This window comes from Pedobacter sp. G11, assembly GCF_003860265.1.
GTDB lineage: Bacteria > Bacteroidota > Bacteroidia > Sphingobacteriales > Sphingobacteriaceae > Pedobacter > Pedobacter agri.
In genome coordinates this window covers 333,202-345,365 of the sequence record NZ_CP034190.1, presented here as the reverse complement: position 1 = coordinate 345,365, position 12,164 = coordinate 333,202, and the positions used below count along the sequence as shown (strand labels likewise).

General features: G+C 42.6%; 8 protein-coding genes and 1 pseudogene. 7 read left to right on the top strand and 2 right to left on the bottom strand.

Translation table 11 applies throughout. The features are described from left to right. The first annotated feature begins 125 nt into the window (after nucleotides 1-125). The 7 genes and pseudogenes from EA772_RS01405 (at nucleotide 126) to EA772_RS01380 (ending at nucleotide 11,131) form a co-directional block, all read left to right on the top strand. Entirely contained in the window at nucleotides 126-1,934 is a 1,809-nt protein-coding gene (locus EA772_RS01405) for a type II secretion system protein GspD (RefSeq protein WP_246834019.1), read from the top strand. A gap of 1 nt (nucleotide 1,935) precedes the next feature. Next, the gene (locus EA772_RS01400; protein WP_124910908.1) at nucleotides 1,936-3,156 is read left to right on the top strand and encodes a PilN domain-containing protein; all 1,221 of its coding nucleotides are present in this window, start codon (nucleotides 1,936-1,938) and stop codon (nucleotides 3,154-3,156) included. Beyond that, nucleotides 3,134-3,676 carry a hypothetical protein gene (locus EA772_RS01395; RefSeq protein WP_124910907.1) on the top strand — a complete coding sequence of 181 codons (543 nt, stop codon included), beginning with the start codon at nucleotides 3,134-3,136 and terminating at the stop codon, nucleotides 3,674-3,676. Before EA772_RS01400 ends, EA772_RS01395 begins: the two co-directional genes overlap by 23 nt. Before the next feature lie 511 nt (nucleotides 3,677-4,187). Then, a complete protein-coding gene (locus tag EA772_RS01390) occupies nucleotides 4,188-7,577 on the top strand; it encodes an RHS repeat protein (RefSeq protein WP_124910906.1) in 3,390 nt (1,129 codons plus the stop codon). Between the two features lie 6 nt (nucleotides 7,578-7,583). After that, nucleotides 7,584-8,228: pseudogene (locus tag EA772_RS22420) on the top strand (DUF6443 domain-containing protein); the annotation flags it as partial. Between the two features lie 249 nt (nucleotides 8,229-8,477). Beyond that, on the top strand, nucleotides 8,478-10,883 hold the full coding sequence (locus tag EA772_RS22210; protein ID WP_246834018.1) for a colicin E3/pyocin S6 family cytotoxin: 2,406 nt from the start codon (nucleotides 8,478-8,480) through the stop codon (nucleotides 10,881-10,883). 2 nt (nucleotides 10,884-10,885) lie between these two features. Beyond that, complete coding sequence (locus tag EA772_RS01380) at nucleotides 10,886-11,131, top strand: hypothetical protein (protein ID WP_124910904.1); 246 nt, start codon at nucleotides 10,886-10,888, stop codon at nucleotides 11,129-11,131. 256 nt (nucleotides 11,132-11,387) lie between these two features. On the opposite strand, the gene EA772_RS01375 is transcribed toward EA772_RS01380, so the two are convergent. After that, nucleotides 11,388-11,738 (bottom strand): helix-turn-helix domain-containing protein, encoded by a 351-nt coding sequence (locus tag EA772_RS01375; protein ID WP_124910903.1) that lies wholly within the window; start codon nucleotides 11,736-11,738, stop codon nucleotides 11,388-11,390. 17 nt (nucleotides 11,739-11,755) lie between these two features. Continuing rightward, nucleotides 11,756-12,148: a helix-turn-helix domain-containing protein gene (locus EA772_RS01370; protein ID WP_210405067.1), complete on the bottom strand. Its 393-nt coding sequence runs from the start codon at nucleotides 12,146-12,148 to the stop codon at nucleotides 11,756-11,758. Nucleotides 12,149-12,164: the final 16 nt, after the last annotated feature.

The following is a 12,164-nucleotide window of genomic DNA, read 5'->3' as shown; positions in this document are numbered from 1 at the left end:
ATTTAACGCTGCTTCGATGCCTTTTGGTTCTAGTTTTTTCAATTTTTGCGCAGGTCTCATTCGCCCAGAATAGTAGCGATGAGCGGCTGAAGCGAATTGATGAGCGCCTGCGAAATCTGGCGGTGATGGTACCGGGCTTGAACCAGAAGGTTCAGCTTTCTATGTCGGGCGCATCTGCCCAGGAATTTCTGCGGGCGCTAGCGCAGGCGAATAATTTGAACATCAATATTGACCCTTCGCTGAGCTTTAAGGTTTTTACCAATTTTCGCAACGAGACCGCAATGAACATTTTGTTATTTGTGGCCAAGGAGTATGATCTGGATATTAATATGATCGGCTCGATCATGTCTGTTACCAAGGCACCGGTAATGCAAAAGGAACTCGTTCCAAAAGATATCAGGGTAAGTTATAATGTCACGAATGATGATCTGGGCTTTGAACTTAATAATGATACCTTGCTTCTTGTGGCTAAAAAAATCAGCCAGCTTTCGCATAAAAATGTGGTGGTACCAGTAAATCTGCTGAGTAAAAAGGTGACCGGATTTATAGCTGCAGCACCTTTTGAGGTGGCCTTAGAGAAGTTGGCTTATGCCAATGATCTGAAAATGAACAGGACCAATGACGGGGTGTTTTTGTTTCAGTCACTGGGAGAGGGTGAGGAACTATATCTCAACGGAGACAATGCAACCTCAGTAAAGAGAAATCAGAAACCGGTAGCCGGGCAGGCTGCTGCTGCGGGAAATTTTAACCTTTCTTCAAAAAAAGATGCTTCTGGCAACAGGGTACTAAGTGTTGATGCACTGAATACGCCAATATTGGACCTAATCAAATCCGCCTCCACTGAAATGGGCACCAATTATTTCATCTATTCTGAAATGAAAGGAACAGTGAGCACCAGGCTGACAAACATTGATTATGAAAGTTTTCTTACTGCTTTACTACAGGGAACAGAATACACGTACAAAAAAGAGGGGGGGGTATTCATGATAGGTGACCGAAAACTAGAAGGATTGCGATTGAGCAGGATCGTTCAGTTGCAGCATCGCTCTTTGGACACTGTTCAAATGATGATTCCAAGTGACTGGAGAAAAGGGGTGGAGATCAAGGAGTTTCGGGAACAAAATACCTTACTTCTTTCCGGCTCGGCGCCTCAGGTAAAAGAGATTGAAAGCTTTATCAAACAGATCGACCGGGTTGTACCGATGGTGCTGATCGAGGTCACTTTAGTGGATGTGAGAAAAGGTAAAACCGTTAAAACAGGAATTTCCGCAGGTGTTTCTGATAGTGTGAGAACAGGCGGAACCGTTCTTCCCGGGATAGATTATACTTTTGGTGCCAATTCGATCAATAATCTGCTCTCCCGGATCGGGCGGAACAGTTCGGTAAATCTGGGCCGGGTCACACCTAATTTTTATGTGCGGTTGAGCGCTTTGGAAAATAACAGCAATGTGGACATTCGTTCGGTGCCAAAACTGTCTACACTAAATGGGCATTCGGCGAACTTAAGCATTGGCAGTTCCAGATACTATAGTCAGCGGACGCAGAATGTTATTCCTTCGCTAAATGCCCAGACGGTTGTGACCGAACAGTTCACCGAGGTCAATGCGAATCTGGAAATCGATATCCGGCCGGTGGTCTCGGGCGATGACCAGGTGACGCTGAATATCAAGGTGAACATTTCGGATTTCATAGGAAATCCGCCCTTGAACGCGCCGCCGCCTAAGTCCACCAGTAAGTTCAGTTCGATCATCAGGGCAAAGAATGAGGACATGATTGTCCTTGGGGGATTGGAACGTACGGAAAGTAATGAAAGTGGTTCAGGCGTACCTGTGCTTTCACGGATACCTGTATTAAAATGGCTCTTCAGCAGCAGGGAAAAATCCAATGCGAAGGTGGTTACCTTGGTGTTTATCAAACCTACAATTCTTTATTAATATGGACTGGAATGTTTTTTCGCGGGTGCTTGGCGTGGAGGTACGTTTCATAGATAAAGGCATTTATGAATCTAGGACGGTTTTGCTCCAGCGAATTAAGGGACAGCTTGAAATCAAGGAAAGCAGAGAATATCAGGGAAATTTGGTGCAGGTGTTGGAAAGGATTCCAAAGCAATATCCCATAGCTTTGTCGGTTGGAGGAAAGGGAGTTGTTCATAAAAACACGACAGGAGGTACTGGGCTGTCTAATCTGCAGCAATTTCAGATTGCCTTTCCTGCCATTTCTGAGAAGGAGTTTTATGTTCAGGTTTTCTCTGAACCATCTTGTGGACTAATCAGTATTGCCAGAAAGGTCCTTTTGGATGATTTGCTACTGAAGATGAAAGGTTCCGGCTTGCAGGTGCTGTCGGTGAATTTGGGTGGGATTGTGACCTCACATCTCTGGGGGCATTTGAAGGAAGATAACCATTCTATTTCTCTAGACGGTCATATCATCACCTTTGATGATAGCCGGCAATTCACCTCTTACCACTATCAGGGTAATTTGGGTATGGAAACAAGTACAGATTTTAAAAATGAAATCGGAAGACCTTTTGAACTTGTTGCTTACGCCAGCGCCTTACAACTGCTACTACAGGATGATGTAGAACGGATTGAAGCACAAATAGATGGGGCTGCAAAAGACTATTCAGGTTTTGTTGAAAATGCAAAACTGAAAACCAGTGCGATGTTTTTTTTGGTTTTCCTATTTATTTTATTGCTGGGCAGCTACTTGTTTTATACCGATTATAATCTGGCAAACGCAGGTTTAACCCAGCGGGCAGGAAATTTGATTGCCAACCAGCAGGAGAGGGACCAACTGCTTAGAAGTGTTGGTGAACATGAACGTTTTCTGGCCGAGGTAGGTTGGAATGGGGGTTATAATTACGGATTAATGATGGATGAAATTGGGAAGAGTAAGCCCCGTCAGATCTGGCTCACTTCGCTGGCCTTTAATGATGAAAAATACATCCAAACTGCTGGTGGCGCAAATTCATCAAATGTAATCATCCAAGGCATGACGACTAATCTAGTGTCCGTAAACAACTGGATCTATTTGCTGAAGGAAATAAAATGGATCACCGCCGTGAGGTTGCTTCATTACAGTGAAAATCCTCAGGATGAAAATTATCTTTTCAGTATATTAATTCAATATGGAAATGTTACAAAAACTGGAATCTAACAGGAAACGAATACTGCTACACCTCTTGATGCTGACATTTGTATACTTCGCTTATCAGTTATCATTTCGGCAAACCATTGCTGCCATTAGGTTGCATCGTGAATTGAATGATCAGCAACAGAGTGACGCTTTTTCTCCTGGTGCTATTTCACAATTGAGGAAGAAGGCTGCCTTTTATGCGATGGTATCGAAAGGTTACGTTGTGAAAAAAGGGGATGAGGATAACCGGATCTGGCAAGCGGTTTCGGGGATGGCGGTAGCTAACAACGTGTTGATTGGATTCAACGTAGCGCCTTTGGCGGCACAGAATGATACCACTGAATTGGTTGCAGGTATAAATATAAAACATTATGTGTTAAAAGGTAAATATCCAAATTTGGTTTCCTTTCTGGATACCTTAAGCAGAAGCAAGGGCAATGGACGGTTATCGGCGGTTACGTTATCAATTGAAAGCGTTGATAGATCGCAACGAATTAATGATTATTTGCAGCTTAAAATAGCGCTCTCTAGTAAATACTAAAAAAACTAAATTTACTTGCATTTACGCTTGTTGGCTATTGATGATGGATTAAAAGCATTCTTGCCAGTAAATTTCAAGCAGTTAGCGTTTAAAATATCGTCTCATTTCCTCTAAATTTTAAAGAGCTCAAATGCGTTCGTCACCCCAAATGCGATCTTGGTCACTTCCATTGACTACTTTGTCAAATAGATTTATTGTTAAGGTTTAACATGGATAATTTAGATATGCATCGTGAAATTCGCTTGCTTAAATATTTATAAAAGAGTTTAATTCTCGAAAGAGCATGACATCAATTCAAAAGTGATAAAACTGGTTATATGGGCTTTTTTTCAAAGAGTTAATAAAGCTAATGGATATGTTGCAAAGCCTACCAGCACTCAACGGTAGCCATTAATCATTATTGGAAATGGGTGAAATAAACAAATTGTTATTTAACGAAATCTTGAATTTATTATAGCAAATAAAAAATAACACATCAGATAGAAGAACTTAAAAATTAAAGTATAGCTAAATGAAAAACGCTGTGAAAGTCAACAACCTCAGTTTCATGCAGGCAAATGATAGTCAATCGAAGCTGAACAACAAACACTCTTTTATGAGATCATTAATCAAAGAATACCTAGCCGGATTGTTAATATTTGTTTTATCATTTACAATAAGTATTGAAGTTTATGGTCAGGCAAATCAACCGGGGATCACAACAGATATGGTTTCTATTCTGTCTCCTTCACCTAACGCCGCATCCCTTGGCAAATATCTTGAGATACCCGTAGGCGAATACACAGGGATTCCAAATATTGAAATTCCTATCTATCAATTGAATCAGGGTGATATTTCGATGAATCTGAGTCTTTCCTATCATGCTGGCGGAATAAAAGTTGATGATATCGCATCTTGGGCGGGTACAGGTTGGTCATTGAATGCTGGCGGAACTGTTATCCGGATAACACGCGGTATTCCGGATTCATATAATTCCCAGATTTCTGCCAATCGTTATGCGAATGACCAAATGACTGCCCTGGAACGACAGACCTATATAAATGCTGTTTACAGAGGGACTGCAGATTCTGAACCAGATTTATATATCGCCAGGGCGGGGGATCTTAGCATTAGTTTTTTTGAGGATTTGTCTGGAAATTTTCATGTGTTGGACAATAATCCGAATATCAAAATTCAACGGGATTTGAACGGCATAGATTGGATTATCACTAATGGAAAGGGAATAAAATACAAGTTTGGTGCCCGTGAATATACTGAAGCTGACACCCGTTTCAGAAGATCTGATGCAGCAGAAATTGATGGCGGATTTTTTTTCGATGTATCGAACTGGTATCTCACAGAAGTTGAGGATACGAAAAGCAATAAACTGACTTTTGAGTATGTTAACACCATTATATCTTTTCTAACCCGGGGCGTGGAACGTATGAAAGTTCCAATACAAGCCAATGTAGTTGATTGCCAGCCATATGGGGAGTATAATTACACTTATAATACGATTTCTGGAAAACGAATCTCGGCTATCAACTTCAAAAATGGAAGAATTAATATATACGGTGGGCTTCCAAGACAAGATTGTAATGGTGATGTTTCCATTGACCGGATTGAGGTAATAAATCACAATGGTGAATTAGTTAAAAACATGAAGTTCTTTACTTCTTATTTTGATAATAATGCCGTTGGTACTTCAGGCCTGAATTATTATACAGCAATGGATCAAAAAAGACTGCGTTTGGATTCAGTTAGGGAGGAGCGAGGCAATTTATTCGATAAGCCATATAAATTTACTTATTATATAAGTCAAGGCTTACCCTACCGAAACTCAAATGCACAAGATCATTACGGCTATTTCAATGGTCAAAACAATAATACTTCTGTATCTTATTATAGTCAATCTTCTGCAAGTCAGCAAGGTGCTAATAAAAATATTGATGCTGCATTTACTAAAGAATGTGTGCTTACTGCTATTACTTATCCAACAGGGGGAACTATGAATCTTGAGTTAGAAGGTAATAACTATGTTTCAAGGAGGATAAACGGGCCTGGAGGAGGAGGGACTGAAGAGGTTATAATACCACTCACGGGAAATAATAACAATAGCTCAACGGATTTTCATTTTGAAAAATCTTTTACTATTACGCAAGCAGATTTGGAGGGCGGAAGCTACAAAAATGCATGGTTTCGCCTTTATACAGAAGGATTGCAGTCGGGAACTTCTGCGACCCTCCAATTTAGAATGCTTTGGCCGGATGGCATATATAGGGCGCTACAAATTGGGATTTTCAACGTGTATCAATTAGTTGAAGGTAACTATAAAATTGAAGCAGATATTACTACAGAATATGCAGGTAATCCATACGTATACTTTAATTCAAGTTTATACTATTTTAAACAAGCTGCCTCAACCCCAGGAGATACGACTCTTGTCCAACTTGCTGGCCCAGGGCTAAGAGTAAAACGGATAATACATAAGAGCTTTGATGGACCGGACATGGTTGAAGAATATGATTATAATAATCCAAATAATAGTTCATCTAGTGGGCTAGTCGGAAATTTACCTGAGTACGTTTCAACGCAAACTACAGTGAACCAACGTATCGCACAGGGGCCTAATGGGACCTTAACAGAATATTTTAATTGTGATTATAAAGTTTATTCTTCGGCTTCAAACCGTTCGCTTATCAATAGTAAAGGTTCTTTTATAGGTTATAGTTTTGTGACAAAAACGCGAACAGGTAGTGGAAATCAAGGACGGATACTTTCCAAATACAGTAATTTTTCAGAGTTTAATGATTTAAATTATGCTGCCGCCTTCCCTTTTCCTCCAAATTCTTCTCAGGACTGGAAAAGAGGATTATTGCTGAAACGCAAATTTTTTGATGCTACTGGGCAAGAGCGCAGGACTGAGTCATATCAATATCAAGTATTATCCAATTCAACGGTAAATAATTTCGGGTACAAGGTGGGGGCTCATACATTAATGAACTATTCAGGTGTTAATGAAAGCGCTATTTACAATAGTCTTAGTGTTTTAAGATATGATGTATCTACTGATGCATATAAGCTTTTAGCCGATACAATAGTGGAGGTAAATAATAATCTTTCTATGTTGGCAGATAGAAAATATAAATATTCCCCTTCCGGGTTTATGCTGAGTGAGATTGAAAATGGTTCAAGTGATGGCGGTAGTTATATTCAGCGGTTATATTATCCGAAAGATTATCTTGCAAATGCTGGGAGCTCACCATCTCTTGGTTCTTTACTTGAATATAATATATTAGATAACCCTATAGAAGAGGTCAATCTCAAAAAGATTAATGGTGTAGAAAAGTTGATTTCTGGAGTAGTAAATGAGTATGGTTATGATCAAATTAATCAGCGTAAAATTTTTTCCCTTAGGAAGGTTTTTACCTCCGGAAATGATCTAACTACATCCAATAACACTTATAACTTCATCCAAATTCCTTCTCGTTACGAAGAAAAATGGAACTATGGTTTTCATGACGCTGAGGGCAAGCCAAGGCTTGTAACTGAACGTCAACTTCATAAAACTAGCTATCTCTACAGTTACAATTCCCAGTATCCAATAGCTGAAATCAAAAACGTATCATACGCTACCATTGAATCAGTTTTAGGTGGGCCAGCGAATGTAAGCAGCTTCGCTGCTTCTAATCCTAAAGATGCCGAGGTGAATAACCTTGTCACCAACTTAAGGAGTTCGCCTCTACTTAAGGAAGCCCAGATCATCAGCTATACTTACAAGCCGCTGGTTGGGATGACGAGTATGACGGATGCCAAAGGCATGACAACCTATTATCACTATGATGCTTTTGGGCGTTTGCAGTTTGTGAAGGACCAGGATGGGAATGTGGTTAAACAGAACACTTACCATTATAAGAATTAAGGCTTTATGAAGAAGTTAATAACTGGGGCACTGGTGGCAGCGGCTGCTTTTGCTCAATCCAATATTTGCTTTGCCCAGGATAACCATAAGAGGCTATTGGCCTATGATGGTGCGCAGAACATCAGTGCCCCATTGAGCGTAACGCTAGAGGCGCCTTTTCATATCCCTCCACCTGCTCCAGGCACCTCTGTGCGGATCTTTACAACGGGCAGAAGTTATGCAGACTGCAGGCCCTTCGTTTCCTCAGCGAGCAGCAACCAGAATTTTATCAGTACACGTATATTTAGGGCTCCGGGGATTGATCCGAATAATCTCTCCGGCCGGGGGATTTGTGAGGTGAATGAAACAGTTCAGTACCTGGACGGGTTTGGAAGGCCGCTGCAGACGGTGATCGTCAATGGGGGGCTTCCCGGGCATGATGTGGTGCAGCCGGTGGGTTATGATGCTTTTGGGCGGGAGGATAAAAAATACCTTCCGTATTCGGTTTGGAACAATAACGGCGCATACCGCTCGGACGCGATCTCCGGGGGCGGACAGGCGGCTTATTACAATAATCCACCTTCTGCGAGCATTCCGCAGACTGGTGCGGCTTTTGGGAAGGTTGTTTTTGAGGCAAGCCCGCTGAACCGGGTGCTGGAACAGGGATCAGCCGGAACAGACTGGCAGCCTGTCGCGGGGAGCGATGCGGGACACACGTTAAAGCAGCGGTATGGTACAAATGCATCCGGGGAGGTGAGGCGCTGGGTGGTCAGTGGGAACGGGGCTTCCATCGCCCAGGACAACAGCGGCTATTACCTGGCGGGCAGACTATACCTGAGCACGAGCAATGATGAGAACTGGCAGCCTGGGGATGAGATGAAAGGTGCCACTCAGGAGTTCAAGGATCTTGAAGGGCGGGTGGTGCTGAAGCGCACATGGGAGACGGTATCGAAGAGCCTGAACACCTATTATGTCTATGATGATCTTGGTAACCTTCGCTATGTGCTTCCCCCGGCGGTGAACCTGCATACAGACCGTCCTGATGCGGGAGAGATTTCAAGTTTCATCGAGAGCGATCCGGTATTTGACAGGTTCATCTATGGTTACCATTATGACGGGCGAAATCGTGTAATCAGGAAGAAGGTGCCGGGCAAGGGCTGGGAGGAACTGATTTATAATCCTCTAGACCAGGTGGTGTTCAGTCAGGACGCGGTGCAGGCACAGCGGGCTGAGCGGGCATTTACGAAATATGATGCTTTAGGCAGGGTAACAATGACGGGGGTGGAGATCGGACATACGGGAACCAGAATTGATGTCCAGGCTACGGTAAACTCTTATGGTGCCTTCTGGGACAAACGCAGCACTGCGGGGAATAACCTCCATGGTTATGACAATGCCAGTGCACCAGGCAATTACCCTAACATGCAAATCGATGTGGTCAACTATTATGATGACTATGATATACCCGGGCTACCTCATAATGAATCTGCAAGCTTCAGCAATATGACCAAGGGGCTGTTGACAGCGAGCAAGGTGAAGGTGCTGGGTACGACGGACCAGTTTTTGTGGACGGTAAACTATTATGACCGTGAGGGTCGGGTGGTGAAGAGCTATTCGCAGCATTACCTAACGGGTGCTGTCAGTGCATCCAATTACGATATCGTTGAAAACGTTTGGAAGTTTGATGGGAACTTAATGAACAGTGTGCGGATGCATTATGCCAATGGGCAAAGTACTAAGATTGCGACCCGTTATGAATATGACCATATGGGCAGGAAGGCGGCGACCTTCGAGAACATCAATGATGCGGGAGAGGTTAATTTGAGTTATCTGGCCTATAATGAGCTCGGGCAGCTCCAGGAGAAGAAACTCCACAATGAAACCCAGGGAACAAAACTAACATATAACGAACGGGGCTGGTTGAGGAGCAGCAAGAGCAATGAGTTCAGCATGGAGCTCAAGTACAATGACGCGGTAGATGGCGCGGAGGCGCAGTACAATGGGAATATCGCCAACCAGCGCTGGGGCGCGGGCGAGGCGCTCCCTTACACTTTTGTATACACTTATGACAGGTTGAATAGATTGAAGCGGGGGGCTGCATCAGGCCTTTCCTACCCGATGAGCGAGCAGGTGGAGTATGACGTGATGGGGAACTTAAAGTACTTGTCCAGGGACGGGGGCAATGCGAACAGTTACGACTACCAGCATGGGAACAGGCTGTGGTATGTGGCTTATGTAACAAATGGTTACGCCTATGATGTGAACGGGAATGCGACAACGGATGGCCGCTCAGGTTATACGGTGCAATACAATCATTTTAATCTCCCATTTCATATCCCAAATATCAACCTGACCTACACCTATGACGGGACGGGACGCAAGATCAGGAAGAACTCGAACGGATCAGTGCGAAACTACATTGACGGAATTGAATACAAACCGGATGGAACGATTGATTTTATACAGACCGAAGAGGGTCTAGCACTGAACAATGGTTCAGGTGGATACAGCTATCAATATAATCTGACTGATCATCTTGGAAATGTGCGTTATAGTTTCGATATTTACAATGGAGCGGTAAGAAGGCTTCAGCAGGATGATTACTATCCCTTTGGATTGAGGAAGTCAATATCTCCGGTGGCAACGACGAACAAGTATCTCTACAATGGCAAGGAGGTGCAGGATGAGCTCGGTGGGCAGTATGATTACGGTGCAAGGTTCTATGATCCGGTCATAGGGCGTTTTAGTACGGTAGATCCACTTGCTGATGAATTTGATCACATGTCGCCGTATAATTATGCGATGAATAATCCTATCTTAATGATAGATCCTGATGGGATGGCTGCTGATACCTCCAAAAAAGTTACTCCACCTCCAAAGCCTAAACCGATAGAACTAAAAGAGGTTATTATAAAATCTGGAAAATGGAAAGGTTGGGTTGCTAATGGTACTACTATATTTGGAACGGCACAGTATAGACTACCCCAGGCAGTTTTAGAAGCAAACAGAGCTGAGGCCGCTGCTTTTTTGGGTAGATGGACGCCATTGGGAAGAGCAATTACACTTGTAAGCAATCTGCTTGATATAGCGAATTCTGTTAGTTATACACCTGCGCCAAAAGAATTAAAAGGATTTCCTACTGCTAAAAGGGCTCCTAATAAAGGAAGAGCCAGATGGAAGACGTCTGATGGCAAAATACTAGAGTGGGATTCTCAGCATGGTGATGTAGAAGTTTATGATAAACAAGGAAAACATCTAGGGAGTGCAAGCCCAGAAACGGGGCAAATGACAAAAGATGCAGTCCCAGGGAGAACAACTAGAAAATAGATATGAAAATCGAAAGGATAATAAGTTGGTTCAATAAAACTAATGAAGAATTGTTAGGGGAATATAATATTGATCATATAGATTTGGATATTTTAAAGCAAATTTTTCCTTCAAAAGAGGAAGACCCATTATTATATGATCCATACACTATTCATCGAAAAGAAGCAAAAAAACTACAGCCTTATTTGAAGGATTTTACTTTTGAGCTCGAAAAGTTTATTTACCAGATTGATTGTTTTCAATTGTAGTCAATAACAGTAAGGTCTGATATATTAGACCTTGCTGTTTAAAAGGATATACCGTACGTGTTTCTAGCATTGAAACATATCTTCTGTTGTTTGTTTTATGATCTACAAGTTTTGTTTTTGTACGTACACCCCGCCTTCGGCAGGTCTGGCCTACAAAAACCTGCTTGCCTTCGCTTTGGGCGAAGGAAGAAAACCCTTCGCAACTTGGGTTTTTACCACAATGGCCAATTTTGTTGCCTGTTTTATGCTGAGCGTGCTACTTACCTTTAAGGAGTTCGTTCTTTTCCCTTTCGGCCTGCAGGAGGCGTTCGTAGAGTTCCATTACCTTATCCAGCGGGTTAAAAGTGCACTGGTAGTTGAAATAACTCTGATCATGGAAGTAGTTGATAATAGCATCTTCGCTAAAGCTCTTGATGGCCTGGGGTGTAACGCCTAAAGCCTTTGCCACCTTGCCAAGTGTTTCTTCTTCTAGTGTTTCGCTCTGCTCGATCTTGGAAATCGTCTGCTGGCTCACGCCCATCTCAATAGCGAGGTGATCCTGTTTAATTCCCCTGATCTCACGGATACGGCTGATCTTTCTGCAGAAATGAATTGTTTCTGCCATCATGTTTATGTTAAAAGCGGCTATAAAGCAGCAATGTTGTTGTTAAAAAAATCCTTGAACTTCTTTTTGGTGAGCATGGTATCAATGATCTTAAAGACCACCGTGCGGTCTTCCTCATCGAGCTGGTTGATCAGGTTGACCTGTTCAAAATTGGGCTTGTCCTGAATGGTGACCTCTGCAGGCTGATTGTCGAAATGCACCACCTGGTCAATGGTCATGCCGAAGTACCCGGCAAAGCGTTCCAGTTCATCAATAGCAATATCACGTGTGTTGTTCTCCACCTTGTTATAGCTGGTATAGGGAATGTTCAGTTCGGCGGCCAATTGCTTTTGCAGCAATCCTTTGCGTTCCCTGATCTTCTTAATGTTATCGCCTAAGCTCATGACGTTTGGTTTTCTTCCAAAAATACCCATAAAAGCTATTTTAATC